The following is a 23,946-nucleotide window of genomic DNA, read 5'->3' on the forward strand; positions in this document are numbered from 1 at the left end:
AAGTTACTTCTTGCTGCGCGTCGATCGGGAAGTACCCTCCGGCGTGCTGGTGTCGTCACCAAGCATCGCGGCCAGTGCCTCCTTCCGCTCCCGCAGCGCTCGCTCCTCGGCCTCCAGGTTGGCCATCGCCTTCTCACGGACGGAGGCATCGGACAGGATTTTCGCTACCCAGTCCTCCAGAGCCTCGACGCCCGCGTTGTTCAGCGTCATGCCCGTCAAGGCGACCACAGAGTCAAGCTGCTGCTTGAACGAGGGCGAGACACGGATCGCGACCGTGGCCTTCTTCTCCTCGCCCGATCCAGTGGGCTGTTCGCTCATCGAGCCAACCTCCTCAGTAAAATGCGGCCGACGAACCCGGTCAGGTTCATCTCTTGAAGCCGCAGCAAACCGATGAGGTGCCGAGGTGCGGCGGCCAGCAAGATTTCTGCTTTTCTACGGCCTGCTCACCCTCGGCACCCCCTGTTATGACGCATTCGCGCAGGTGGGGCAATCGTGGGGTCGTGCGAAAGCTCGACCGAACCGAGCACGCGAATACATGCCCTCTCGCCCCTGATGCGTCGTCTCGCCACCGCTCCTGCCGTGTGCTGGAATTCCTCGTTGTGGAATGTGCAGCACCCACCCGGGCAACGAAACGCTCCTCACAGCCGCGCCAACCCCACCAGAACCCGCTCCATGTCCTCCGCATCCAGCGGCGGGGCGCTGTGAGGGGTGCTGGAAGGCGCCGAGCGGTAGCTGTGCGGCATCGTCCGGCGAGGTAGCGGCAAGAGTGGAGCCGGTGGGGGAGAAGCCTCGGCTGTCAGCGGCTCGGCCGGCCCCGCGACGGCCAGGGCGAGCACACACCACACTGTCTTTCCACTGTGAGGCGACGGCACCACGCCCCATCGTTGGCTGAGCGTCTCCACCAGGAACAGCCCGCGGCCGTGCTCGGCGTCAGGGTTCACAGGCTGCCTCGTAGGCGTGCCGTTTCCTGCATCCCACACCTCGAGCAGCAGTTGGCCGCCCTGGACGCTGATCACCACATGGATGAAGTGCCGCCGCGAGACCGCCGATACCGGCGTCGTCATAGAGAGACCTCCGGCTTCGACGGCATTTGTCACCAGCTCCGACACGATGAGCTCGGCGCTATCCACAACGTCGGCGGATGCCCCGTGGTGGAGGCTGCTACGGGTGAACTCCCGGGCGAAGGCCACCGCGTTCGGCAACCCCACCAACGTCAACGAGGCGAGCATTCTTCGCCCACCTCCCACACCGTCACGCCCAGCTCGTGCAACTGGTCGATGACGCCGACCTGCAAGCTGGTGAACTTGGTGAAGTGCTCCAGCGTCGGCACCACCAGCTCTGTGGCCTCGCCCTCCTGGAACAGCTCCACCAGGTGGACGAACGCCGAACGCTGCGCCAGGGGCGTATCCACCAGCACGCGCACCAGGCGGTAGCCGCGCTCGCGGGCGTAGGCCGCCACTTGCTGGTGCAATTGCGCAAGGTGCGCGTGGTCGGTCGGATCAGGCACCCGCATGTAGCCGAAGGCGACCGGCCTGGCATCGGGCTCGTTCATCGCTGTCACCCCTTCACCAGACGCAGGCAGGGGCAAGCGGTCGCGTGTTCGTGGGGCTGGTCGCGGTAGGCGCGCACCAGATCGGCCACCTCGAACATCTGCTCGTAGCTGCATTGGATCGTGCGCAGGCAGTTGCCCTCGTCGTCGAAGTGCTCCAGCGTGTAGTGCTCACCCGTGGCTGAGATGCTCACACACTCGATGTGCAGGAACGCCAGTTCACTGCCATCGAGGTCAGGCAGAGGATGGATGTTGTCCTCATAGAGGAGCGCGTACAGGCGCTCGAGGGCGGTGGGGGTGGGGGGCTTGGTCATCGCTGCTGCCCTTGCACTACCCAAATGCGGGCTCCAGTCTCGTGCTCGATGTGTTCGCGCATGGCGTCTTGCAGCCCCGGCAGCCGGGCGAAGTGCCACAGCGAGGGCACCAGCACGTCCTTGATGTGGTGGCGCTTGATCGCCTCGAGCATGGTGGAGAACGCTGACTCCGAGCAGGCAGTGCCCTCGGCGAACACCTCGCCCAGCTTGAAGCCTTCACGGGCGGCGTATTTGGTCAGCTCATCCTTGATGCGTGAGATTTCCTCTTTCGTCGCGTTTCCGCTCACCACGCGCATATAGCCGTAAATCGTGGGGCGCATTGGGTCACCTCCAGGTTGTGGGAGGGCCGGTTCAGCGGCGGCCCCCGGCCGTGCGCCGCTGAACCGGCCTGGTAGCCAGACAAGCGGCCTGACCTGGAAAAACCCACAGCACAAGTGAGGCAAGGCTGACGCATAAATGGCGCACAGGTGGCCTTGGACTGGGCAAATGCCCCGGGGTCTGGCTAGGGTGGAGTCGCCCCTTATACCCCCGGAGGAATAGCTATGGCGGCCAAACGGGTACGGCTGGCCCAGCAGCGAAAAGTGGCGGGGTTGAGCCAGGAGAAGTTGGCGGGGCTCCTCGGTGTCGAACGGTCCACGGTGGTGCGCTGGGAGACCGCCGAGACCGAGCCGCAGCCGTGGGTACGCCCCAAGCTGGCCCGCGTGCTGAAGGTGACTTCCGAGGAACTCCACGCCCTTCTCGATGACGTCACCATCATCCAGCCCCAGACGAGCGAACGGATGGACTACATCCTCGAACACCCCTCACAGGTGGACTTGGTGGCCGTCGCCTCTCTGCACGAGCGCATCCGCCAGTTGGACGAGCAGTACGACAAGGCACCCTCGACGGCGCTGCTTGGCTCCGCCGGCCAGATGCACGGCCAGGTGAGCTTCCTCCGACAGAACGCCACCAACCCGCGGGCACGCAAGGCCCTGCTCGAGGTCGAAGCCGAGTCGGCCACCTTCATGAGCCAACTGGTCTGGGACGTCAGTCAACGGCGTGATCATGTCGCCCCGCGGACCTACCTGGACGAAGCCATCGAGGCCGCCCGCCAGGCCCGCGAGCCCGGCGCCGAAGCCTACGCCACCCTCCGCAAGAGCTTCCTCGCCCTCTATGGCACGAAGGATCCGCAAGAAGGAGCCGCGCTCGCTGCCGCAGCTGCCGAGATCGCGAAGGCGGTCAGCCCGGCGCTGACCGGCCTCTCGCTGCTCCACGTCGCCGAAGGGCACGCCATGATGGGTGATCTCAAAGGCTGCGAGGAGGCCCTCGCCAAGGCCGAAGCCCAGTTCGACCGCATGACCCCCGACGACGTCGCCGCCGAGTACTACACCGTCAACGAATACAACCGCCTGGCGGGATCCTGCTACCTCTTCCTCGGCCTACCGGAACGGGCTGAACCCATCCTGCGCATGACCGCCCGCTCCCTGGCCGAGAAGAAGAAAAGCCAGGCCATCGCCTACGCCAACCTCGCCCTGGCCCTCATCCGGCAACAGAAGCTCGATGAAGCCGGGGCGATCATGCACCGCACAATTGACGCAGTTGAGCTGACACGCGGCGGTGGCGGGCTTAACCTGGCATTCACCGCAGGGCAGGAGCTCCGGCAGTGGCGACACGAGCCGTGGGCACAGGACATCCAGGACCGGCTCCTCGCCCTGATGGCAGCCATCTAGCGGGGAACGGTAGGGCGCGCGTGAGTGACATCGACCAGGCCAAGGAAGTTGTCCGAGACCGGGTGTGGCGGCTGCTCGAACGTGAGGGCGCTGTCCCAGAAGGTTCTTACGGCAAGATCCCCGGCTTCTACGGCAACGAGGCGACGGCTGAGCGCCTGGCTGAGCTGGAGGTGTGGAAGAACGCAGGGACGATCAAGGCGAATCCCGACTGGGCACAGCTCCCCATCCGTATCCGCGCCCTCCAGGACGAGAAGCTCCTCTACATGGCCGTCCCGCGCATGGCCAGCCTCAAGCCCTTCTACCTGCTCGACCCTGAGTCGCTGAGCCTGCTGCCCGAGGAAGCCGCGGAGAAGCAGGGCGCCGAGCAGACTGCCCGTCGCATCGGCGTAGACGAAATGCGCCCGATAGATGTCGTCATCTGCGGCAGCGTGGCCGTCAACCGCTCCGGAGCACGCATCGGCAAGGGGGCCGGCTACTCCGACCTAGAAGTCGCGTTGCTCATCGAGGCTGGGCTCGTCACCGAGGAGACGACCATCGTGGCGCCGGTGCACCAGCTCCAGGTCGTAGACGAAGAGATTCCTGAGACTGCACACGACTTCAGCGTCGACCTCATCGTCACGCCAGGCGAGGTCATCCGGTGTGAGGAGCGTCGTCGGCCGAGCGGGATCGTGTGGGAGGACTTGACGGCGGAGAAGGTGGGGGCGATTCCGGTGTTGGAAGCTCTGCGTCTGCAAAAGTACCCAAGGAGAGAATAATTTCCTCTTGCTAGGAAGTGAAAAATAATGGATAATATGTTCAAGAAAAATAATCTAACGGAGATGCTTAATGGTGTACCGAAACAAGACTTATGTTGCTTTTGCTGGTGAAGACCTTCACTGCTACCGGATGATGGAAGCGTGGCGAGACAACAAGCATATTGATTTCAATTTTTTTGATGCACACGACATCTGTACTGCGCGAGACACTAGCCAGGCCGAGGTAATCCGCCGTCGACTCCGTCAGCGAATCGTCAACGCCAAGCAAGTTGTCATGCTCATTAGTGACACAACCAAGCCCAAGGCGGGGCGGTCGAGCTCTTTCCTTTACTATGAGGTGGAGCAAATCATCAAACTAGATCTACCAGTAGTCTTTGCGAATCTGGATGGGAGTCGAAAATCTCAGACGGAGAAGCTCCCCACCGCGCTTAAGGAGCGCTACACCATGAGCGTCTCTTTCCAGCCAGCAATCATTAAGTACGCACTTGATGATTATGTGGAAAAATTCAAGGGAAACGCTCGAGCGGGCGGGAAGACTGGCCCTTACTTCTACAAAGAGTCGGTCTACAAGGGGCTAGGTATATAGTGATACACAGCCTTTCGACGCTGTTCAGAACGAAGCGCGGGCTCGTTTCACTCACGATCAACTCCTTGGCTGCATTTGCTGTTCTCGGTGGTGCGGTTCAGCTCTATACAGCCGTACTTTCTCCTCCACCAGTATCGGGGGTTTTGGTTGTCGTCTCAGTTGTCGCGATCTCTGTGGGCTGGGGCGTTTATCGCGCCTATCCTCGCTCTTCACTAACGCGCGAGTTTCAGGTGCCAGACATCACCATTCGTGTCGTGATTGGTGACCTCTTTGGCCAGGAAACACATCTTGTCGTGGGGTTTACGGACACTTTTGACACTGACACCTCTGATGGCATTATCTATCCGCGAAGCGTGCAGGGCCAGTTATTGAAGCGTGTTTTTGATGACGACCTGGCAGCTCTGGATGGGCTGCTTAATTATGCGCTCAAGGGTGCAAAGCATATCAAGAAGGAGTCCCGCCGCAATAAACCTAAAGGGAAGAGGGTCCGTTATCCCGTTGGAACCGTAGCTTCTATCCGGCGCGATGACTGCCTTTACTTCTGCGTCGCCTACACGAAGATGGGGAATGATCTAGTTGCTCAGTCTAGTATTGACGAGCTATGGCGCAGCTTGAGTGAATTGTGGAGGGAAGTTCACAGGCGTGCACATCGAGAGCCGGTCAGCATTGGCTTGGTGGGTTCTGAGTTGGCACGGATAAACTGCGTAAATAGAGAGAGTCTGCTGAAGATGATTCTGCTGTCTTTTGTGGCGCAGTCCCGCGAGGAGATAGTCAGTAGGGAGCTAACCGTGGTGATACATCCAAGCGACGCGCACCACTTGAACATGCTTGAGATTGATGCGTTCATCAAATCCCTTTAACTGCATGCTCGTCTCTGTCTAGACTGCGTAGGCTTGGCCGCAGACTAGGCAATGATAAGGAGCTTTGCTCCCCTCGGGAACTTTTACGGGTTCCCAAGGGTGACATGGTGACTGGAGTATGTTCATATCGTCTGGCTCTACGAGCGGGTCAGGTGGCTCTGGTCTATCTGAAGAAAGCTCAAATTTGATGTTCTTGTTGGCGCGGAACTCATCCTTGAGCTCTTGCGAAATTAGATCGAGTGCTGGACCCACGGCAGCACTTTGGGAATATTCGATCTGTTCTTGCGTCCACCATGATTCATGATCAGCAGATTTTCCGCATAGGGGGCACCAATAAACTGGCGGGTCAACATAATCAATTGGAGCTTCGTCGCTTCTTCCGTTAAACCATTTGAATTCTTGTTCGCAAGTTGGGCACTCGCGTCGAAGGAACCCGTCCGAGTCAAGTGGAAGTTCAATTGGTACATCCATCTCACCCTCCAAGTGTGTCGAAAAATACTTCTTGGCGGAAATCTGATCCGTCTTCAAGTTTGGCTATGACTGGTAGCTCAAACTGGTTAGGTGCTCCTCCTTGCAGGGTCCGATTGGTTGTCCATGCATAAACGGTGAAGGTCTCTCCAGGGGGCAGTTTGGAAATAAGGTGCTCTTGGTGAACCTCGATGTGATTGGTTAGATCTTCAGGGACTTCGATCTCTATGTCGAATAGAGGCGCTCCGCCGTTGTTGGTGATCTGGATTCTGTCAAGTTTATTGCCCGTACCAGGTCGCCAACGACCTTTAAGATTTGGACTGTGGCGTTCAGTGCTTGGTACCTTCCTGCCGAGCGGCAGTCCGCCGCCGGGTCTAGGGGGTGGAGTGAAATCGCCTGCACTGAGCCAGTCCGACCCAGTCATGTCCACAGGGCACCCTGCGCTTTGGAGCCTTTGAGCAAGCGACTTCCGCTTGCCAGCGCTGTCATCCATGCGGATTGTGTGGCGCCCGTGGACGTCGCTGAAGGGGCGCAGATCTCCTAGCTGGACAAGGATGGTGCGCTTTTCGTTGCGTCCCATCGCCATTCCTGCTTCAAACAACACATTGGGGCGTGCCTGCCCAAGAGGTTGTTGCTCGGGGTCATCGTCGCCGTCAGCGTATGCGCTTTGCAAGTAGGCAATATCATCAGGAGTCATGAGAACGACCACAGCTTGCCCTTCGTCAAAGGCAACATCGAGAATTTGACCCATATAGGGAGACCCTTCACCGGTCATCTCGACGGCCTGATCCCATTCGATTGGCCTCAGTCCAAGTGACCTCAAGAAGGTGAACATCGAGTCTCGAGCCTTCTGGTTCCGTCCATGGACGACGAAAACTCGATCTGGATTTCCGGTGCTGCTGGCCATGTAGTACAACCTCGACAGAGACCGCGTAGGGAAGGGGCTTTGACGTTGAAAATGTAGCCAACGTAACGTTGACCTCATGCTACTACCTCTGGTATCGGTCGCGCATCTGGACGCCTCGCTCGATGAGGCGGAGTCGGACTGTGTCCGGGCTCACAGCCAAGCGCTCACCGATGCGCGCCAGGGATAGTCCACCTTCGTAGAGATAGGCCGCTGTTGCGATCTGCTCGGGAGTGAGACCAGTGCGGCGCATCTTTGCGCTGTGGCGCTTGAGGATCTTGCTCACGGTCTGGCGGGCGATGCCGAAGCGTCGGGAGAGCTGGTACACCGTTGCTCCGGCCTCGTAGGCGGCGACCACCTCTTGAGCCTCCTGCTCCTTGAGCTGCTTCGCTCGTCCAGTCGTGGCCTTGCTCCGCTGTCGGATTGGCGCGGAGCTGTCGGGAAGCTTGCCAAGCAGCGCTTCCATCGCCCTGAGCTGGTGCTCCAACTTGTACTCAGTTGTTCCCTGGGGAGCCGCAGAGCAGGGCCTCATCCTTCGGAGGGGCCCTTTCGCCGTTGGCGGCGCGGGCCGCTCGGGGCGTGCTCCACACGCCCCTTCTCCCGCTGCCGGGCTCCGGGCTCCAACGCGGGGGACGAGGGTGCGGCGTTTCAGATTCGGGCGAGGCCGCCGAGGATCAGTCGGCGGTTGCGTCGGGGCATCTGGTAGCAGCCCGGCACCGGGGGCGCCACGGGGAGCGTGCGCCAGCGCTGGACTTCGAGGACCCCGGGGCTGAGGATCTCCCAGCCGTCGAAGCAGGCCTCGATCTCCCGGCGTGAGCGCCACCAGCCGGAGCCGAGGTGCTCGACGAGGATGTCCTGGAGGCGTGTGGCGCGCAGGGCGTCCCTGGGGAACTGCTCGGGGTCGGGGCGGCAGTAGTGGCTGAGTGCCAGGTGGCTTCCCGGGGCGAGGCCTTCGCGCAGCGCGGATATGTGCCCTGCGGGGTCCTCGTCGTCGGACACGTGCTCCACGGCCCCGCTGAGCAGGAGTCCTACCGGTCGGTCCAGGTCCAGGAACCGTCGTGTCTCCGGATCGCGCAGGACGCGTCCGGGCTCGGTGAGTCCGCCCTCGACGGCGAGGGTGTTGCCGCCGCCGCGGAGCAGCGCGCGGTGGTGGGCGAGGACCATGGGGTCGTCCGTGGCGTAGACGACCCTGCCCTCGGGGACGAGTTCGTGCGGATCGCCCGGTGCGGGCAGGCCGGCACCGAACTGGAGGAACTGGCGGATGCCCACTTCTTCGGTCAGGTAGCGTACGGCGCGCTGGAGGAAGGCGTGCTCGCCCAGCACGATCTCCTGGAAACCGGGGGCGGCCTGGTCGGCCCGGGTGGCGAGTTCGCGGTCTCCCTCGAAGTGGTCCTTGCCCTTGAGGTGGAACGAGCGCAGCCGCGCGATGCTGGGCTGGGCCAGGTCAACGACGGGCGGCGGTTCGGCCCGGACGTGTTTTCCCCCCGCCTGCCTCAGGAAATCGGGGGAGGTGAATCGAGACATCGCCGTCCTCTTGCCGGAAGTGGGGGTCGACTCCTGGGATTGTATTCCTCATCGGCGGTGTTTGTTAACCGAGTCGGACAGACAGGTCACCAAAATGAGAGGAGAGGATGCTTGTCGTGGCAGGGCTGATCGTGGGGTCAGTGTTCAGTAACTGAGATTTATACACCCGATGTCCTTTATGTGAGGAATCTGGGTCGTTTCACAAGGCCACAATCGGTGTGGGCGTCATGCGCACACGTGGTCCCGCAAGGGATGGACGGGCGCCTCCGTACCGGAGATCGGAACGGGCGGCCGATGCGAGTCCTCGAACACGATTCGGAAACATTCACGGATCAAAAGTCCTGCTCACCACCACCGTTCACCTGTGGAACGCAGCCAAATGCGTTCGTCCGGAAAGCGGTGGTCGAATTTCCTTCGCGCACTCACGGCCTGCGGAAATATCCGCCCCGCCAACCGAAGCGGTGACATCGACCCCCGGAGCCCGCTCCCGGGCGCCCGCCCGGAGCCTCCCACGGCTAGCCTGGAACCATGCACCGTCCCCACACCATCCTGAGCTGCGCCGTTTCGATCGACGGGCGTATCGACGACACGGGTCCCGAACGGCTCCGGCTGTCCAACGACGCCGACTTCGTGGAGATCGACGAACTGCGGGCCACCTGCGACGCGATCCTGGTGGGTGCGGGCACTCTTCGGGCCGACGACCCCAGGCTCCTCGTGCGCTCCCCGGCCCTGCGCGAGCGCCGCCGAGCCCAGGGGCGCACGGAACACCTGCTCAAGGCGGTGGTCACACGTACGGGCGACATCGACCCCGCCTCCCGCCTCTTCTCCACCGGGGACGCCGGAGCCGTCGTCTACTCCAGCCGCGCCGGGGCCGAGACCGCCCGTCGACGCCTCGCCGGCCTGCCCTCGTCCCATCCCCCAGCCGAGGCCGTCGACGCGGGCGACCCGCCCACGGCCCGGGCGATCCTCGCCGACCTCGCCGAACGGGGGGCGCGGCGGCTCCTGGTGGAGGGCGGCGGCCACATCCACACCCTCTTCCTCACCTCGGGGCTGGTCGACGAACTGAGAGTGGCCGTCGCGCCGTTCTTCGTGGGACAGCAGGACGCCCCGCGGTTCGTCCTCCCCGGCGCCTACCCGCACGGCCCCTCGGCTCCCATGCGCCTGATGGAGGCCAGAGCCCTCGGAGACGTGGCCGTCCTGCGCTACCGCCTGGGCGGGGAGGACCCGGAGTGAGCGCGGGACCGCCCCCGGCACAGGGTGGGGCCGACGCCCACTGGCTGCGCCGCGCCACCGAGCTCTCCCGCCGCTGCCCGCCCTCGGCCACCGCCTTCTCCGTCGGCGCGCTCGTCGTGGCCCGCGACGGCACCGTGCTCGCCGAGGGCTACTCCCGCCGCGACCACCCCCGCGACCACGCCGAGGAGGCGGCACTGCGGCAGGTCGACCCGGACGACCCCAGGCTCGGCGGAGCCACGGTGTACTCCTCACTGGAGCCATGCGGCGCCCGCGCTTCCCGCCCCGTTCCCTGTGCGGAGCTCATCCTGTCCACACCCGTCCCGCGCGTGGTGTTCGCCTGGCGCGAGCCCGCCCTGTTCGTGGACTGCGACGGCGCCGAGCGGCTGCGCCGTGCCGGACGGGAGGTGCTGGAGCGTCCCGACCTCGCGGAGGGTGTCCGCGAGGCCAACGCCCACCTGCTCGGGCCCGCCTAGAGCCGGTCCACGCCGGTGACGGCGAGGACCGCGCGCCCCTCTTCGTCGGAGGCCGCCAGGTCGACCTCCGCGCTGATCCCCCAGTCATGGTCGCCCGCCGGATCGGCGATGATCTGGCGGACCCGCCACAGCCCGGTCTCCTGCTCGATGAGCAGCATCCGAGGGCCGCGCGCGTCCGGGCCGATACCGATCTCCTCGTGTTCGTCGAAGTAGGCCTCCAGGGCCTCCTCCCACTCCTCGGCGTCCCACGCGCCGTCGGAGTCGGCCAGCCTGCCCAGCTCGGCGTAGCGCCTGCGGGCGGCCAGCTCCACCCGGCGGAACATCTCGTTGCGTACCAGGACCCGGAAGGCCCGCGTGTTGGCGGTGACCGGGCGGACCCGCTCCTCCGCCTCGGCCTCCCCGTCGGGGGTCTCCTGCTCCGGGTTGGTGAGCCGCTCCCACTCGTCCAGGAGGCTGGAGTCGACCTGGCGGACCAGCTCGCCGAGCCATTCCACGAGGTCGTGCAGCTCCTCGGTCTTGGCGTCGTCGGGAACGGTCTGGTTGAGCGCCTTGTACGCGCTGGCCAGGTAGCGCAGCACCAGGCCCTCCGACCGCGCCAGTTCGTAGAAGCCCACGTACTCGGTGAAGGTCATCGCCCGCTCGAACATGTCCCGCGCCACCGACTTGGGCCGCAGCGGGTGGTCGCCCACCCACGGGTGCCCGCGCCGGTACACCTCGTAGGCGTGGTCGAGCAGTTCCTCCAGCGGCTTGGGATAGTCGACCTCCTCCAGCCGCTCCATGCGCTCCTCGTACTCGATCCCGTCCATCTTCATCTGCTGGACGGCCTCCCCGCGAGCCTTGTTCAGTTGGGCGCCCAGGATCTGCCGGGGGTCGTCCAGGATGGACTCCACCACGGTCAGCACGTCCAGGGCATAGCTCGGGGACTCGGCATCGAGCAGTTCCAGGGCGGCCAGGGCGAACGTGGACAGCGGTTGGTTGAGCGCGAAGTCGGCCTGGAGGTCCACCGTGAGCCGCGCGGTGCGGCCCTGCTCGTCGGGCTCGGGGAGGGCCTCCACGATGCCGCCGTCCAGCAGCGACCGGTAGATGGCGATGGCCTCGCTGATATGGCGGCGCTGCGACCTGCGGTCGTCGTGGTTCTCCGTGAGCAGGTGCTTCATCGCGGCGAAGCAGTTGCCGGGACGCCCGATCACGCTGAGCAGCATGGCGTTGCTCACCCGAAACCTGGACGTCAGCGGCTCGGGGTCGGCCGCGATGAGCTTCTCGAAGGCCGCCCGGTCCCAGGAGACGAACCCCTCGGGGGCCTTCTTGCGTACCACCTTGCGCCGTTTCTTGGCGTCACCGCCCGCCTTGGCCAGCGCCTTCTCGTTCTCGATGACGTGCTCGGGCGCCTGCGCGACCACGTTGCCGACGGTGTCGAACCCGGCGCGCCCGGCCCGACCGGAGATCTGGTGGAACTCGCGGGCGCGCAGCCGACGCACACGGACGCCGTCGTACTTGCTCAGCGCGGTGAACAGCACGGTGCGGATGGGCACGTTCACCCCCACGCCCAGGGTGTCGGTACCGCAGATGACCTTGAGCAGCCCGCGCTGGGCCAACCGCTCGACCAGGCGGCGGTACTTGGGAAGCATGCCGGCGTGGTGGACGCCGATGCCGTGCCGCACGTACCGGGACAGGTTGCGGCCGAACTTCGTGGTGAAGCGGAAGGCGCCGATCTCGTCGGCGATCGACGCCTTCTCGGCCTTGGAGCACATGTTGATACTGGTCAGCGACTGTGCCCGCTCCACCGCCTGGGCCTGGGTGAAGTGCACGATGTACACCGGCGCCTGGCCCTCGGAGAGCAGCTCTTCCAAGGTCTCGTGCAGCGGCGTCACCCGGTAGTCGTAGTAGAGCGGGACGGGGCGCTCGGCGGAGGCGACCACCGCTGTGGCGCGGCCGGTGCGCCGGTGCAGGTCCTCCTCGAAACGGGAGACGTCGCCCAGCGTGGCCGACATCAGCAGGAACTGGCACTGGGGGAGTTCGAGCAGGGGCACCTGCCACGCCCACCCCCGGTCGGCCTCGCCGTAGAAGTGGAACTCGTCCATCACCACGGTGCCGATGTCGGCGCGCGCGCCCTCCGCGAGCGCGATCTGCGCCAGAACCTCGGCCGTGCAGCAGACGATGGGAGCGTCGGCGTTCACGCTCGCGTCACCGGTCATCATGCCGACGTTGTCGGTGCCGAAGATCGCGCACAGGTCGAAGAACTTCTCCGACACCAGCGCCTTGATCGGTGCCGTGTAGAACGCGCACTCGTTGCGGGCCAGCGCGGCGAACAGCGCACCGGTGGCGACCATGCTCTTTCCGGAGCCGGTCGGGGTGTTGAGGATGACGTTCGACCCGGAGACGACCTCGATGAGGGATTCCTCCTGGTGCGGATACAGCGTGAGGCCACGCTCCTCGGCCCAGGAGGCGAACGCCTCGAAGAGGGAGTCGGGATCGGGTTCGGCCGGAAGCGCATCAATGAGACTCACGCTTCCTATACTGCCTGCTTTCCCCGACCTTTCGGGACGGCCTGTGGACGGAAGAGAACGAGCCGGGCTCTCCTGGGTGAACGGGAGAGCCCGGCTGCGTCCATGGCCCCTCGCAGGCCCGCCCGTCGCCCGCCACCACCCTCAACGGACGGCCTGCGGCCGCAGCTTTTCTCCTGGTGCTCGGGCGCCCCGAGGTCGGTGTTACTTGACCAGGCCGAGCTGGCGGACGGTGTCGCGCTCCTCGGTCAGCTCCTGGACGGACGCGTCGATGCGGCCGCGGGAGAACTCGTCGATCTCCAGGCCCTGGACGATCTCCCACTTGCCGTTCCTGGACACGACCGGGAAGGAGGAGATGAGGCCCTCGGGCACACCGTAGGAACCGTCGGAGGGGATGGCGGCGGAGGTCCAGTCGCCCTCGGGGGTGCCGTTGACCCAGTCGTAGACGTGGTCGATGGCGGCGTTGGCGGCCGAGGCGGCCGAGGAGGCGCCCCGGGCCTCGATGATCGCGGCGCCGCGCTTGGCGACGGTCGGGATGAAGTCGTTCTCCAGCCAGGCCTGGTCGTTCACCGCGGTGGCGGCGTTGGACCCGTTCACCTCGGCGTGGAACACGTCCGGGTACTGGGTGGCGGAGTGGTTGCCCCAGATCGTGAGCTTCTTGATGTCGTTGATCGACACGCCGAGCTTCTTGGCGAGCTGGGTGAGCGCACGGTTGTGGTCGAGGCGGGTCATCGCGGTGAACCGCTCGGCCGGGACGTCCGGGGCGTGGTTCTGCGCGATGAGGGCGTTGGTGTTGGCCGGGTTGCCGACCACCAGGACGCGGACGTCGTCGGCGGCGCCGGCGTTGATCGCCTCGCCCTGGGGCTTGAAGATGCCGCCGTTGGCCTCAAGCAGGTCGCCGCGCTCCATCCCCTTGCCGCGCGGGCGGGCGCCGACCAGCAGGGCGACGTTGGTGCCCTCGAAGCCCTGGCGGGCGTCGTCGAAGATGTCGATGCCCTCAAGGAGCGGGAAAGCGCAGTCGTCCAGCTCCATGGCCGTGCCCTCGGCGGCCTTGACCGCCTGCGGGATCTCCAGCAGTCGCAGCTTCACCGGGGTGTCGGCGCCCAGCAACTGGCCGGAGGCGATCCGGAACAGCAGCGCGTAGCCGATCTGGCCGGCGGCGCCGGTGACGGTGACGTTGACGGGTGCTTTGGACATGGCGTTGAACTCTCCTGACGACGGTGTGCGACCCGCTTGCCGACGGGTAGGCGGCGGTGCCCGTGCCGGTCCGGCAGGGATCCGGCCAGGACGCGCGCCGCGGTTCCCCACCCTAGACCGACCGCCTCCTGCAGGCGTGACCCAGGTGCGGGGATGGCGGGCGCGTCCTGGAGGGAGAACACGCCGATCCCGGTGGGATAACGGATTTACGGCGAGGAAACGACGGGCGCATCCCTGTTAGGATGACCCTTGCCGAAGACGGCGGGCCGGTAGCTCAGTTGGTGAGAGCAGGGGACTCATAATCCCTGGGTCGCGGGTTCGAGTCCTGCCCGGCCTACCCCTCTCCACCACGAAAAAAGCGCCGCCGACCTGCGAAGACAGGTCAGCGGCGCTCTTGTGTCACCTACGGTTGTGTGCGGCCTTCTACGGCTGCGTCCGGGTGCTCACGGGGAATACACGTTGAAGTTTTCAGAAGCCCTCGAAACCGCCCGCCGCACGTCGGCGGGCTTCGTCCTCTCGGCCGGTGAGGCACCGGGCATAGACGCGAAGTAGGACATCAACGCTGTGCCCTGCCCATTTCGCCACCTGAGCGGGGTCGATGCCCTCGTTCAGCCAGATGGAGACGCAGGCACTGCGCAGATCGTAGGGACGCCGGGCCAGAGGGCTGTCGGATTGTTCTTCGGTGAGCGCCGCCCGCCGTGCTTTGTGCCAGGCCTTCGCGTAAGTGCATGTGGCCAGTTGTCGGCCGCGTTCACCGAAGAACACCAGGTTGTCCGGCCCCCTCCTCTCCTGGTTCCGGTGTTCCCAGAGGATCCGGCTCAACTGGGGGAGACAGGGAACCGGTCGCGTCTCACCCTCGGCACGGCCCTTGGGGGGCCTCTTGTCCCGCTGCTTCCCGCTGTCCGTCCAGCGACGTCCCACGTCAGGGGCGACTTCGCGCACGTTGATCTCGCCCCAGGCGTCGCTCGGAGCGATCCACTCCTGCTTCCCCTCATCCCAGACGAAGGTGGGCAGGGTTACATCCGACCAGAGCAGGTTCACGGCTTCCTCGGGTCGCAGTGCGGCGAAGTACATCACTGCGAAGAACGGTCGCAGAAGCGGACCGCTCTGGTTCTCGGAGGCCACCGCGTCAAGCAGTTTCCGTGCCAGCGCCGGATCGGGCACCGACCGTTCGTCCACCACGTTGTTCACCTTCGGCGGTGCCCATTTGATGGCACCTGTCGGGTTTCGGTGGAAACTGACCGGATTTCCGGTCAAGTGTCGACGCTCCACGGCGAAATCCAGACAATGTGACAAGATTCGCTTCCCCTTGACAGCGGACTTGGCCCCCAGGCTCCCGCCCCCGTTCGCTGGAAGCTTGCTCGTGACCAGCGTCAGTGTCCGACGGGCCACAGCGGGGTCCCTCAGGTGCTCTACAGGCAGAGTGTGGCTCTCAAGCCATGTCAGGGTCTGCTCGATCTCCGGCGGGCGCTCTCCGTCCCGGTGCTTCTTGTTGAGGGCCCAGTTCCGCATGGCCGTCCGCACCCGGTCGTCGGTGGGGCGGTCGGGAGCGCTCTCGTCCAGCAGGGCGACTGTGGCCTTCGCCAGATACTTGGCGCGGTCCAGACGGTGGCCGGCGGAGGCGTTGTTCCAGTGCGTGTCGATGTAGTCGCACACGAACTCGAACCACGAGGTTCTCGGCTCCTGCCCTTCCTTCGGCTTGTTCCAGGAGACAGGCTGCCCCGTGGTGAGGCTGAACGCCTCACCACGGTTGGTGGCGGCCACCAGATCGGAGCGGAAGGAGTCGGCCATAGCGGCGGTGCTGTGCGGTTCCCGGAACTCCTGGGCGCCGACACGCCAGCGCACGGTGTGTGTGGTCTTGCGCCTGCCCTTGTAGACCTGGATCTTCTTCCAGATCCGAACGTCGTAGGTCGTGTCGTCCATCAGGAGGCTTCCTCCAGGGTGGTCATGTACTGCTCGAACACCGCGCGGCGGATCCTGAGCTGGCCATTGGGGAGTTTCGCGCACTTGGGGGCACGGCCTTTCGCCCTCCAGTCGTTGAAGGTCGAACGCGCGATACCGAGCTCCTCGCAGAACTCGTCGACGGTCAACCAGCCCCGGCCGCGCTGTGCCGGGATCCTGGCGGTCTGGATGCTCATTCGGGTGCGACCTCCAGGTAGACGCGGACGTGGCCGGAGTTGTGGCGGCTCGGGTAGGGCCGGGACGGGTCGGCCGAGGGGAGCGCTGTGGTGATGGCGTCCACGACCTGGTCGACGATCTCGGGCGGGCCGATCACCCGGACCTTGGCCAGATCCAGGCGGCGCTTGCTGCGATCGGTCATGCTGGGAGTACCTCTTCCTTCGGGTTGGGTGTGTGGCCCCGGCCGGGGCTTTGGTCGGCATCAGGCCGGGGCCGCTTCATGGGCGGGTTCATACGTGCGCCTCGCGTGCTGGGCACACGTGGTGCACACCTTCGGGTGGTCGGTGGCCTCGAACCGGCGGAACGAGGCGTGGCAGCGCACGCACGGCCCGGTCTCCACCGGGTCGGGGTCGGCCGTATTAGAGAGTGGGGGGAACGCAGCCTCCGCAGCGCCGCCAGCCTCCGCACCCGGGTCTGAACTGGGGTTTCGTGTGGAGTCTGGGGCGGAGGCTGCGGAGGCTGGCACCCGGTGGTCAGCCTCCGCCCACTGGTCGGGATGGTCCGCAGCGGAACCGGAATGGTCCGCCGACTGGTCCGGCCGTGGTCCGTGCAGGGTGAGCGTGTAGAGCTGGCGGCGGTGCCGGTCGGCGGAGCGGCCAGCCTTCTCGAAGCCGATGCCCACCGACCGCAGCACCGGGGCGTCCCGCTTGAGCTGGCCGCTGGCACGGGTGGCGTCCACGGGCCAGGACTTGGGCCGCGGCTCGGGAACACGCACCTGTTCCAGGAGCTGGCTCATGGACCCGGTCCAGGAGCCGCGTTGTTCGATGAGGTCGGCCACGGCCGAGGCGAACGGTTTGGCGTCCATCAGGTCGGCGGTGCTGACCTCGGAGGCGGCCCGGTAGGTGTCCAGGGTGTCCCAGCCCTGGACGGTGTCCAGGGCGGCCAGCACCCGGGCGAAGTCGGCCATCCGGGGCAGTTCGGCCAGGTGGGTGCGGGGCAGTTCGGCCAGCACCGCGCACAGCAGGTCCAGCAGCGCGGCCCGGATCCGGGGCGCTGCTTGGCTGTAGGCGGATCGCACCTCGGCTTCGGGGCGGCGCTGGTCGGGCTTGATGGGCTGGAACTCGGCGGTGAGCATCCGCTCGGAGAGGTCGCTCGCCAGAGCGCCGGTGTCGATGGAGGTCAGCGCGATGAGGCGGCGGAAGGAGACGACGTTGACGTCGTCGTCGGAGTACAGGGCCCGGTCGACCAGGGAGTCGCCGGTGACGGCCTTGCACAGGGTGTCCGACAGCCACGCCGGGATCGTGGACACGTTGTCCAGGCACACCGTCCAGCTCGCGCCCGCCACGGTCGCCCACGTCTTGATGTCCTTGGGCAGGGAGCGCAGCGGCGCCTGGGAGCGGTCGATGAGGTTGACCAGCATCGCCAGCGCGGTGGACTTGCCGGTGCCCTGCTCTCCCTTGCCGGCCAGGATCGGGTGGGGGATGTCGGGGATGAGTCCGGCGACCAGCCATCCGACGATGAGGCGGAAGGTGGGCTCGTCGACGTTGAGCAGGTCCCGCAGCGCGGCCAGGCCCTGGTCGGTGTGCCCGGCCGGAGCGCAGGCGTCCATGGGCTGGGTGAGGCGGGTGCGGCGGAACAGCACCGGGCTGCGCTCGGTGGTGTGCCAGCCCTGCCCGGTGGCGATCACGCACGCCCCGTCGGTGGTGCCCAGGTCCAGCACGACCGCGGGTGCTCCGTCGTCGGTGCGGTGCGGGGCCAGGCGCAGGTGGATGGTCTGCGGGTCCTGTTCCTTGGCGCGTCCTTCCAGGACGGAGATGGCGTCGGTGAGCGCCGACTGGGAGGGTACCGACCGGTGTTCGGCGTAGTACTGGCGGGAGAGCTGGACGCGCAGGCCGTCCTTGCGCAGGAGCGGAAACGCGACGCGGGCGCCGTTCCTGCGCACGGCGTAGGTCTTGCCGTCGTCGCCGTTGACGACGTCGACCTGGCGGTCGGCCAACTCGACCAGGAGCGTGGCCTGGGAGGGCTTCTTCTCCTTCTCACTGTCGCTGTTCCCGCTCATCTAGGCGGCCGTCCTTCCTGGTCGTGGCTGGGTGCGGCGGGGCTCGCGCAGGCCTTTGGCCAGGCCGGAGGCGATCGTGGCGTCGATCTCGCGCGTGCTGTTGGGCTCTCCGGCGGCGTTGGCCTCACATGCGGCGTTGTGCAGCGCGTCGCGGATCCACCCCTGGTCGAGCAGGCCTTCGCGGGCGAGTTGGCCCAGCGAGGCGGCGGCGATGTAGAGGTTGGTATTGCGCGTTCCGGGCGGGGCGCTGCGCACCTTGGCTAGCTCCCCGCGCACGGCGGCCCGCACGTAGGCGGCCCGGCGCCGGTCGTTGCGGGCGATCGCGCCGAGCCCGTCGGTGAGGGGCCCCGGGGCCCGGTTCTTCGGGGCGGTGGGCCCACTCACGGAATCGGGCCTGCGCAGCAGGCGCGTTATCCATTCGGGCAGCGGCGCGGGGGCGTCGCGGTTCAGCGGCTCGTAGTGGCCGGTGCCGTCGGGTTCGTCGACGAAGGAGCCGGGGCCGACGACGTAGCCGCCCCGGCCGCGGGTGTCGACCTTCCAGCCCAGACCGGCGCCCTGGTCGCCGTTGGTGTTGCCCAGGTGCGGGCCGTCGGGGTGGGTGAAGTACAGGTGCAGGCCGCCCCTGCGGGTGGTCACGGTGAAGGTGTCCAGGGGCAGCGGCGCCCCGGCGCGTTCGGCCAGCACGGCCAGGACGTCGCGGCCGTCTTCGACGCCGGGCAGGTCCCATTCCGGGGGCGGGTTCTGGCCGGGCTGGGGCATGTCGAGGTCGACCACGAGCAGATGGGCGGGGCCGGTGGCGATGCCGTAGTTGGCTTCGGGCCAGCGCCGCCACCAGGCGCCGATGCGGTCGGGGTCGGTGGTGGCCTGGCTCTTCCACCGCACCTGCGGTGTCTTGTGGCGGGGTTTGAGGGGGAAGACGGGCCAGCCGCGGCGGGCGGCGGCCCGGGCGTAGTCGACGGGGGCGAAGGCGTTCATGGGGGCCTCCAGGCGCTCACGGGGGACTCCTCAAGGTCGGGTGGTGCTGCGCAGAAGAAGGGGCGCGGGCCGCCGTGGCGGGTGGCCCGCGCGGCGGGGTTGGTCAGAGCCAGTCGGGCCGGTTCCGGGGCGCCAGGGCCACGGTGATGCGGTCGCGGTGACCGGCTGCGGCGACCAGCGCGGCGGCCACGGCAGCCGTGGTGGTCGCATCCATGCCGGTCAGGGACTCGCGCAGGGAGACCGGCCTCCCGTCGGCCAGGGAGGCGGCGACGCGCAGCACGGCCACCTCCGAGCCGGAGGCGGGCAGCGATCGTTCGGCCAGGGCGCGGCAGACCTGCTCCCAGTCGATGTAGGCGATGGGCCGGTCGGGCTCGTACAGGTCCGAGTCGGGGATCTGGACGACGCACCGGGAGCGGAAGTCGGGGCGGCGCAGCCACACGTCGTGGTCGATGAGCAGGTTCACGGCGGCCGCGGGGGCGGTGTAGCCCTCGGCCCAGTTGCACAGGCCGTCGATGAGTTCGGCGGTCACAGCGGCGGTACTCCCTCGGGGGTCGGTGGTCTCGAAAAGGGGGAAGGGGCCGGTCCCGCCGCGCTGTGACGGGGCCGGCCCCTTCCCGGGGCTGTGCTGTGTGGTTCAGGTACGGGCAGCGAGGGGCCAGGAGCCGTCCACGACCGCTTGGGGGTCCTTGCGGCGCAGGTAGTCCTGGAAGGAGGCGGCCTGTTCGGCCTTCCAGGCGGCCTGGGCGGTGTGCAGCTCGTCGATGCCCATCTGGGCCAGGTGCGGGTGGGCGGCGGCCAGCTTCCACGCCAGGCGGGCTGCGGCCAGTGCGTCGGCGGCGGCCCCGTGCGCCTGCTCCTCATCCAGGCGCACGCCGTGGTGGGCGCACACGTCGACGAGTTTGCGGCTGCCCCGCCGGTAGGTGTCGGCCCGCTTGTCCAGCACCAGGGGGTCCACGATCCGCAGCAGCCCGTCGAAGTCGGCTCCGGCGCCGTGGCGTTCCAGTTCGGCCGAGAGCAGGGTCAGGTCGTAGGGGGCGTTGTAGACCACCACCGGCAGACCGTCCACGGCGGCCTGGCGGAGGGCTGCGCCGATCTCGGGGACCGCTTCGGCTGCGGGCCGGCCGTGGGAGCGGGCGTGGTCGGTGGTGATGCCGTGGATGTCGGTAGCGGCCTGGGGGATGTCGACGCCGGGGTCGATCAGCCAGGTGGTGACGTCCTTGGTGCGGGCCGCGGGGTCGATGCGCCACAGGGCGGCGGTGACGATGCGGTCCGTGGCGGTGTCCAGGCCGGTGGACTCGATGTCGAAGGAGGCCATGGGGCGGGTCTGCCAGCTCATGCGGGCCTTTCTAGAGAGCGGTCGCTATAGGGGTGTGCCCGCCCGAGGGGGCGGGCACAGCGGGTATCCGGGGTGGCGGTCGCCTACCGGCCGGGCAGGTCCTCGAAGTACAGCTCCAGGCACCTGGCGAACAGGGAGCGGTCGAAGTTGACCAGGTGGTGGCCGTTCATGCCGTCGACGACGACCTGGTCGTCGTCCAGGCCCTCGATGTACTCGCGCAGGTCCCCCACGGTCAGTGCGGCGGGGGTCTCGTCGTCGGCGTAGCGGTCGTGCATCTCGTGGACGCGCATGGCGGTGGTCCTTCCTGTCGGGGTGTGCGTGTCGTGTTCAGTGGGATCGGTGCGGGAGAGGGGCACCCGCCGTCTCGCGCGGACGGGCGCCCCCCTTCCTGTCGTGCTCGGTTCAAGCGGCGCGCGGGGCGCTGGCGGTGTGGGCGCGGTGGCGGATCCGCCTGCGCTGGCGGGTGGTGGTGCCCGCCCACACACCCGTCACCGGCCGCCGTGCGGCCAGCGCGGTTTCCAGGCACTGGGTGGCGACGGGGCAGGCGGCGCACCACACGCGCGCTTGGTAGACGGTGTTCTCGGTCTCCTGCTCGGGGTGCCACCGGTCGGGGCACGGCGAGTGGGCGCACAGCGCCTGTTCGATCCAGGCCGGTCCGGGTGCGGGAACGCCGGTCTCCCACCGGCGGGGGCTGTTGGGGGTCACCGCCGCTCCTCAGTGGTTGTTGTGGGGGTAGCTGGCGGCCGGGTCGGAGGGGTCGTACCAGGTGCCGCAGCAGTCGCACCGGCGGTCGGCCAGGACCGGGGTGAGGCGGGTCCAGCGGCGGATGAGAGCGCGCATAGGATGTGGTCCTCTCTGTGATCGGAGAGAGGCGGCCCCACCCTCGCTGTCCAGGCACCGGGTGGGGCCGCTCTCGTGTGTGTGGACCGGGTGGTCCCCCGGGCCGCCCCGCCCGGCGCAGGGGCGGAGAGGTCCGGGCCATCACCCGGTACGGGTCGTTCCAAGGCCCGCGCGGAGGGGGTCGCGCAAGGGGTGTCACAGCGGCCCGTAACCGCTGTTCAGGCGCCGTTACGGGCCGCTGTCACGAGGCCGTCTCGAACCCCGTTACACGCACTCGTGACGGGGGCCGTGACAGGCCCCGTAACGGCCTTGAGACGCAGCCTGTTACAGGGCCTGTCACGGGCCTCTACTCGTCGGTGTCGATCCCCGGCGGGACGATGAAGTCTCCGGTCAGGATGCGATCGCGGGCCGCCTCCAAGACCTGGCGGGTGTAGCCGCGTTCGGGCTTGGCCCCCGGGCGCCACCGCACCGGCTTGGGGTCCTCGTCGACCTCCAGGACGCTCATCCGGGCGCGGACCGTGGGGCGCGACCACCGGAGTTCGGCCGCCAGAGCCTCCACCGACACGCCCTTGACGCCTTCCGACAGACGCAGCGCGGCCTGGATCAGGCGCGGGAGCTGGTCCTGTCCTAGCGCCAGGCCGTCCGTGAGGTTGCGGAAGATCTCATCGGCTTCGTTGGGATCACTGGACCCGCGTCCGGCCCGGTGCTCCAGGTCCTGGCGGGTGCGGCGGATGGAGTCGCCCAAGCCCTTGAGCATGTCGCCCAACGGCCCGGCCTGCTCCGGAGCATCGGTGTCCTCCGGGGTCTGCGCTGCCGGTTCGGGTGCGGGCGGCGGGGCGGGGCGGCGCTTGGCACCGTCCAGGCCGGGCAGCCATCCCGCTTTGCGGGCCCGCTCCCACCGGTCCATGTACAGGCCCGGGTTGACCCGCACGGTGACGTCGTCGAGTTCGGGCCGCCACGGGGCGGTGGCCTCGGCCACCTCCGCGCCCTTGGCCGGGTCGGCGTACAGGCCCCGGAACAGCCGCGGGTTCTCGGCCGCGTCACGGCGCACCAGCCCGTACCCCTGGGCGGGCATCTCCGAGGCCGAGGGCAGCGTGCCCTTCCACCCGAACAGGTGGTTGAGCTCGGTCTCGTCGTTGACCCGCAGCCCGATACGCACCTGCATCTGAGCGATCAGCGACTTGGGGACCGCGTCGGAGACCGCGCGCAGCGAGCACACCAGCGGCCGGATGGAAGCCGCCCGGGAGCGGTCCGACAGCTCGGTGAGCTTGTCCTTGATGTCGGAGGGCAGGGAAGCGGTCTCGTCGGTGACGATCTGGATGTGCGGCACCGCGCTGGAGACGGGCACCTTGGTGTCGTTGGCCGCGCGCATCAGGTCGGCATAGCCCACCTTGCGGGCCTCCACCGCCGCCAGGGCGAAGTCGAGCATGCGCCGCATCTCCGCCGGATCGGTGGCCACCCAGTCGATGGCCGGCCGCGAAGCCCTACCTTCGACCCAGGGCCGAAGGTAGGGCTCGAACACGCCGCCGCCGTTGGGGTCGATGCCCCACACGATGACGTCGTCGCAGCGCAGCAGCGAGGCCATGATCGCCGCCAACTGCGAGGACTTGCCCGATCCGGTGGCGCCGATGAGCAGCGCCGAGGCCCACTTCAGATCCAGGGCCACCGGGGAGCCGTCGCGGTAGACGCCGTTGTCGATGCCGTCGTAGATGGAGCGGCGCGTGTAGTCCTCCGGATAGGGGACGGTCTCGGCCAGGGCGTCCACCGTGGAGACGAACAGCTCGAAGGTGCGCCGGGACTCGGGGACGGCGGCGACCTCCACCCCGCACCCGGCGGGCAGGTCGGCGTCGTCGGCCAGGCGGCGGGTGCTGCGCTCCAGCGCGTCCAGCCCCGCCGCCGGGGGCAGCTTGCCCTTGACGGTGTAGCCGGTCTCCCAGGTCCGGGCCGGGTCGCGGGGGTCGGGGTAGTCCCAGGGGCGGATGTCGGTCACCACGGTCCCGGTGATGCGGCACACCCGGTCGATGCGCCGCTCCCACTGCACCGCCAGGTCCAGGCGGGCCTTCTGCTCGGCCTCGGCCGCTTTGCGCTCCTGGGCGGCGATCTCCCAGGAGGTGGCCGCCGGACGCAGCAGAGCCGAGGCGACCGTGCCCACCCCCAGGGCGGCCAGCAGGTCCGCAGACCACGGGGTGCCGGCGGCCAGCGCCAGCGAGGTCCAGCCGGTGAACGCGGCCCAGCGGGCGGGCCGGTACAGGCGCGGCAGCAGCGCCGTCCTGGCTGTGGCGGCGCGGGTGTAGGCCGCGGTGGCGCCGATCGCGCCGACCGCGGCCGGGCCCCACCAGGGCAGGGCCACGTCGGGCAGCGTCCCCACGGTGGCCACCGCCAGCGCGGCCGAGGCGGCGTTGGCCGCTCCCAGGAACGGTCCCTGGGCGTGCGACCAGCGGCGGCGGACCTCTTCGCGGTCGCGTGCGGTCTTCTTCTTGGACTTGCGGGGCGGGGTGGCGGTCGGCATGGGCAGGTGCTCCTTCCAGGCAGAGCGGCCGGG

General features: G+C 67.4%; 27 protein-coding genes and 1 tRNA gene. 7 read left to right on the top strand and 21 right to left on the bottom strand.

All coding sequences use genetic code 11. The features are described 5' to 3' along the window. Window positions 1-3: 3 nt before the first annotated feature. The 5 genes from ACFHWE_RS01005 to ACFHWE_RS01025 form a co-directional block, all read right to left on the bottom strand. Window positions 4-318 carry a hypothetical protein gene (locus tag ACFHWE_RS01005; protein ID WP_416598612.1) on the bottom strand — a complete coding sequence of 105 codons (315 nt, stop codon included), beginning with the start codon at window positions 316-318 and terminating at the stop codon, window positions 4-6. A 320-nt stretch (window positions 319-638) separates the two neighbouring features. After that, entirely contained in the window at window positions 639-1,229 is a 591-nt protein-coding gene (locus ACFHWE_RS01010; RefSeq protein ID WP_416598613.1) for an ATP-binding protein, read from the bottom strand. Then, a complete protein-coding gene (locus ACFHWE_RS01015; RefSeq protein WP_416598614.1) occupies window positions 1,214-1,552 on the bottom strand; it encodes a recombinase family protein in 339 nt (112 codons plus the stop codon). Before ACFHWE_RS01015 ends, ACFHWE_RS01010 begins: the two co-directional genes overlap by 16 nt. Before the next feature lie 5 nt (window positions 1,553-1,557). Beyond that, window positions 1,558-1,863, bottom strand: coding sequence for a hypothetical protein (locus ACFHWE_RS01020; protein WP_416598615.1), 306 nt, complete (start codon window positions 1,861-1,863; stop codon window positions 1,558-1,560). Next, a complete protein-coding gene (locus ACFHWE_RS01025; RefSeq protein WP_416598616.1) occupies window positions 1,860-2,183 on the bottom strand; it encodes a recombinase family protein in 324 nt (107 codons plus the stop codon). The genes ACFHWE_RS01020 and ACFHWE_RS01025 overlap by 4 nt, the downstream gene beginning before the upstream one ends. A gap of 222 nt (window positions 2,184-2,405) precedes the next feature. On the opposite strand from ACFHWE_RS01025, the gene ACFHWE_RS01030 reads away from it, so the two are divergent. From ACFHWE_RS01030 to ACFHWE_RS01045, 4 genes are all read left to right on the top strand, one after another. After that, window positions 2,406-3,572, top strand: a complete 1,167-nt coding sequence (locus ACFHWE_RS01030) for a helix-turn-helix transcriptional regulator (protein WP_416598617.1) — start codon at window positions 2,406-2,408, stop codon at window positions 3,570-3,572. A 20-nt stretch (window positions 3,573-3,592) separates the two neighbouring features. Next, entirely contained in the window at window positions 3,593-4,327 is a 735-nt protein-coding gene (locus ACFHWE_RS01035; RefSeq protein WP_416598618.1) for a 5-formyltetrahydrofolate cyclo-ligase, read from the top strand. Between the two features lie 70 nt (window positions 4,328-4,397). Then, complete coding sequence (locus ACFHWE_RS01040) at window positions 4,398-4,913, top strand: TIR domain-containing protein (RefSeq protein WP_416598619.1); 516 nt, start codon at window positions 4,398-4,400, stop codon at window positions 4,911-4,913. 65 nt (window positions 4,914-4,978) lie between these two features. After that, complete coding sequence (locus tag ACFHWE_RS01045; protein ID WP_416598620.1) at window positions 4,979-5,773, top strand: macro domain-containing protein; 795 nt, start codon at window positions 4,979-4,981, stop codon at window positions 5,771-5,773. A gap of 472 nt (window positions 5,774-6,245) precedes the next feature. On the opposite strand, the gene ACFHWE_RS01050 is transcribed toward ACFHWE_RS01045, so the two are convergent. From ACFHWE_RS01050 to ACFHWE_RS01060, 3 genes are all read right to left on the bottom strand, one after another. Beyond that, entirely contained in the window at window positions 6,246-7,148 is a 903-nt protein-coding gene (locus ACFHWE_RS01050) for a TIR domain-containing protein (protein ID WP_416598621.1), read from the bottom strand. A gap of 82 nt (window positions 7,149-7,230) precedes the next feature. After that, window positions 7,231-7,632 carry a helix-turn-helix domain-containing protein gene (locus ACFHWE_RS01055; RefSeq protein ID WP_416598622.1) on the bottom strand — a complete coding sequence of 134 codons (402 nt, stop codon included), beginning with the start codon at window positions 7,630-7,632 and terminating at the stop codon, window positions 7,231-7,233. A gap of 161 nt (window positions 7,633-7,793) precedes the next feature. Continuing rightward, window positions 7,794-8,669 (bottom strand): SAM-dependent methyltransferase, encoded by an 876-nt coding sequence (locus ACFHWE_RS01060; RefSeq protein ID WP_416598623.1) that lies wholly within the window; start codon window positions 8,667-8,669, stop codon window positions 7,794-7,796. Between the two features lie 528 nt (window positions 8,670-9,197). Between ACFHWE_RS01060 and ACFHWE_RS01065 the strand changes: the two genes are divergently transcribed. Both ACFHWE_RS01065 and ACFHWE_RS01070 read left to right on the top strand, forming a co-directional pair. Beyond that, the gene (locus tag ACFHWE_RS01065) at window positions 9,198-9,902 is read left to right on the top strand and encodes a RibD family protein (RefSeq protein WP_416598624.1); all 705 of its coding nucleotides are present in this window, start codon (window positions 9,198-9,200) and stop codon (window positions 9,900-9,902) included. Next, window positions 9,899-10,375 carry a deaminase gene (locus ACFHWE_RS01070; protein ID WP_416598625.1) on the top strand — a complete coding sequence of 159 codons (477 nt, stop codon included), beginning with the start codon at window positions 9,899-9,901 and terminating at the stop codon, window positions 10,373-10,375. The genes ACFHWE_RS01065 and ACFHWE_RS01070 overlap by 4 nt, the downstream gene beginning before the upstream one ends. Here the strand turns inward: ACFHWE_RS01070 and ACFHWE_RS01075 are convergent. Together ACFHWE_RS01075 and ACFHWE_RS01080 are read right to left on the bottom strand one after the other, a co-directional pair. Next, complete coding sequence (locus tag ACFHWE_RS01075) at window positions 10,372-12,882, bottom strand: DEAD/DEAH box helicase (protein ID WP_416598626.1); 2,511 nt, start codon at window positions 12,880-12,882, stop codon at window positions 10,372-10,374. The genes ACFHWE_RS01070 and ACFHWE_RS01075 overlap by 4 nt on opposite strands. A gap of 201 nt (window positions 12,883-13,083) precedes the next feature. After that, window positions 13,084-14,076 carry a malate dehydrogenase gene (locus tag ACFHWE_RS01080; protein ID WP_416598627.1) on the bottom strand — a complete coding sequence of 331 codons (993 nt, stop codon included), beginning with the start codon at window positions 14,074-14,076 and terminating at the stop codon, window positions 13,084-13,086. Window positions 14,077-14,339: 263 nt separating this feature from the next. Here ACFHWE_RS01080 and ACFHWE_RS01085 point away from each other — a divergent pair. Next, window positions 14,340-14,413 (top strand) — tRNA-Ile (locus ACFHWE_RS01085). A gap of 131 nt (window positions 14,414-14,544) precedes the next feature. Here the strand turns inward: ACFHWE_RS01085 and ACFHWE_RS01090 are convergent. From ACFHWE_RS01090 to ACFHWE_RS01140, 11 genes are all read right to left on the bottom strand, one after another. Then, entirely contained in the window at window positions 14,545-15,999 is a 1,455-nt protein-coding gene (locus ACFHWE_RS01090) for a tyrosine-type recombinase/integrase (protein WP_416598628.1), read from the bottom strand. Beyond that, on the bottom strand, window positions 15,999-16,214 hold the full coding sequence (locus tag ACFHWE_RS01095) for a helix-turn-helix transcriptional regulator (protein ID WP_416598629.1): 216 nt from the start codon (window positions 16,212-16,214) through the stop codon (window positions 15,999-16,001). The genes ACFHWE_RS01090 and ACFHWE_RS01095 overlap by 1 nt, the downstream gene beginning before the upstream one ends. Beyond that, window positions 16,211-16,396, bottom strand: coding sequence for a hypothetical protein (locus ACFHWE_RS01100; RefSeq protein ID WP_416598630.1), 186 nt, complete (start codon window positions 16,394-16,396; stop codon window positions 16,211-16,213). The genes ACFHWE_RS01095 and ACFHWE_RS01100 overlap by 4 nt, the downstream gene beginning before the upstream one ends. A gap of 60 nt (window positions 16,397-16,456) precedes the next feature. Further along, on the bottom strand, window positions 16,457-18,253 hold the full coding sequence (locus tag ACFHWE_RS01105; protein WP_416598631.1) for an ATP-binding protein: 1,797 nt from the start codon (window positions 18,251-18,253) through the stop codon (window positions 16,457-16,459). Beyond that, entirely contained in the window at window positions 18,254-19,228 is a 975-nt protein-coding gene (locus tag ACFHWE_RS01110; protein WP_416598632.1) for a bifunctional DNA primase/polymerase, read from the bottom strand. Window positions 19,229-19,331: 103 nt separating this feature from the next. Beyond that, complete coding sequence (locus tag ACFHWE_RS01115; RefSeq protein WP_416598633.1) at window positions 19,332-19,757, bottom strand: hypothetical protein; 426 nt, start codon at window positions 19,755-19,757, stop codon at window positions 19,332-19,334. A 105-nt stretch (window positions 19,758-19,862) separates the two neighbouring features. After that, window positions 19,863-20,564 (bottom strand): exonuclease domain-containing protein, encoded by a 702-nt coding sequence (locus ACFHWE_RS01120; RefSeq protein ID WP_416598634.1) that lies wholly within the window; start codon window positions 20,562-20,564, stop codon window positions 19,863-19,865. Between the two features lie 83 nt (window positions 20,565-20,647). After that, a complete protein-coding gene (locus ACFHWE_RS01125) occupies window positions 20,648-20,854 on the bottom strand; it encodes a hypothetical protein (protein WP_416598635.1) in 207 nt (68 codons plus the stop codon). A 112-nt stretch (window positions 20,855-20,966) separates the two neighbouring features. Then, the gene (locus tag ACFHWE_RS01130) at window positions 20,967-21,269 is read right to left on the bottom strand and encodes a WhiB family transcriptional regulator (protein WP_416598636.1); all 303 of its coding nucleotides are present in this window, start codon (window positions 21,267-21,269) and stop codon (window positions 20,967-20,969) included. Window positions 21,270-21,278: 9 nt separating this feature from the next. Then, complete coding sequence (locus ACFHWE_RS01135) at window positions 21,279-21,404, bottom strand: hypothetical protein (RefSeq protein WP_416598637.1); 126 nt, start codon at window positions 21,402-21,404, stop codon at window positions 21,279-21,281. A gap of 346 nt (window positions 21,405-21,750) precedes the next feature. Beyond that, complete coding sequence (locus ACFHWE_RS01140) at window positions 21,751-23,913, bottom strand: FtsK/SpoIIIE domain-containing protein (protein WP_416598638.1); 2,163 nt, start codon at window positions 23,911-23,913, stop codon at window positions 21,751-21,753. Between the last annotated feature and the right edge of the window lie 33 nt (window positions 23,914-23,946).

It is taken from the genome of Nocardiopsis sp. LOL_012, assembly GCF_048060475.1.
Taxonomy (GTDB): Bacteria; Actinomycetota; Actinomycetes; order Streptosporangiales; family Streptosporangiaceae; genus Nocardiopsis.

What these genes read in the sequence shown, in the direction of transcription:
- ACFHWE_RS01010 (WP_416598613.1), bottom strand. Translation starts at nt 1,229, where the DNA reads ATGCTCGCCTCGTTGACGTTGGTGGGGTTGCCGAACGCGGTGGCCTTC.
- ACFHWE_RS01105 (WP_416598631.1), bottom strand. Translation starts at nt 18,253, where the DNA reads ATGAGCGGGAACAGCGACAGTGAGAAGGAGAAGAAGCCCTCCCAGGCC.
- ACFHWE_RS01110 (WP_416598632.1), bottom strand. Translation starts at nt 19,228, where the DNA reads ATGAACGCCTTCGCCCCCGTCGACTACGCCCGGGCCGCCGCCCGCCGC.
- ACFHWE_RS01050 (WP_416598621.1), bottom strand. Translation starts at nt 7,148, where the DNA reads ATGGCCAGCAGCACCGGAAATCCAGATCGAGTTTTCGTCGTCCATGGA.
- ACFHWE_RS01025 (WP_416598616.1), bottom strand. Translation starts at nt 2,183, where the DNA reads ATGCGCCCCACGATTTACGGCTATATGCGCGTGGTGAGCGGAAACGCG.
- ACFHWE_RS01015 (WP_416598614.1), bottom strand. Translation starts at nt 1,552, where the DNA reads ATGAACGAGCCCGATGCCAGGCCGGTCGCCTTCGGCTACATGCGGGTG.
- ACFHWE_RS01030 (WP_416598617.1), top strand. Translation starts at nt 2,406, where the DNA reads ATGGCGGCCAAACGGGTACGGCTGGCCCAGCAGCGAAAAGTGGCGGGG.
- ACFHWE_RS01040 (WP_416598619.1), top strand. Translation starts at nt 4,398, where the DNA reads ATGGTGTACCGAAACAAGACTTATGTTGCTTTTGCTGGTGAAGACCTT.
- ACFHWE_RS01080 (WP_416598627.1), bottom strand. Translation starts at nt 14,076, where the DNA reads ATGTCCAAAGCACCCGTCAACGTCACCGTCACCGGCGCCGCCGGCCAG.
- ACFHWE_RS01125 (WP_416598635.1), bottom strand. Translation starts at nt 20,854, where the DNA reads ATGCGCGTCCACGAGATGCACGACCGCTACGCCGACGACGAGACCCCC.
- ACFHWE_RS01120 (WP_416598634.1), bottom strand. Translation starts at nt 20,564, where the DNA reads ATGAGCTGGCAGACCCGCCCCATGGCCTCCTTCGACATCGAGTCCACC.
- ACFHWE_RS01135 (WP_416598637.1), bottom strand. Translation starts at nt 21,404, where the DNA reads ATGCGCGCTCTCATCCGCCGCTGGACCCGCCTCACCCCGGTCCTGGCC.
- ACFHWE_RS01090 (WP_416598628.1), bottom strand. Translation starts at nt 15,999, where the DNA reads ATGGACGACACGACCTACGACGTTCGGATCTGGAAGAAGATCCAGGTC.
- ACFHWE_RS01020 (WP_416598615.1), bottom strand. Translation starts at nt 1,863, where the DNA reads ATGACCAAGCCCCCCACCCCCACCGCCCTCGAGCGCCTGTACGCGCTC.
- ACFHWE_RS01100 (WP_416598630.1), bottom strand. Translation starts at nt 16,396, where the DNA reads ATGACCGATCGCAGCAAGCGCCGCCTGGATCTGGCCAAGGTCCGGGTG.
- ACFHWE_RS01140 (WP_416598638.1), bottom strand. Translation starts at nt 23,913, where the DNA reads ATGCCGACCGCCACCCCGCCCCGCAAGTCCAAGAAGAAGACCGCACGC.
- ACFHWE_RS01065 (WP_416598624.1), top strand. Translation starts at nt 9,198, where the DNA reads ATGCACCGTCCCCACACCATCCTGAGCTGCGCCGTTTCGATCGACGGG.
- ACFHWE_RS01060 (WP_416598623.1), bottom strand. Translation starts at nt 8,669, where the DNA reads ATGTCTCGATTCACCTCCCCCGATTTCCTGAGGCAGGCGGGGGGAAAA.
- ACFHWE_RS01095 (WP_416598629.1), bottom strand. Translation starts at nt 16,214, where the DNA reads ATGAGCATCCAGACCGCCAGGATCCCGGCACAGCGCGGCCGGGGCTGG.
- ACFHWE_RS01005 (WP_416598612.1), bottom strand. Translation starts at nt 318, where the DNA reads ATGAGCGAACAGCCCACTGGATCGGGCGAGGAGAAGAAGGCCACGGTC.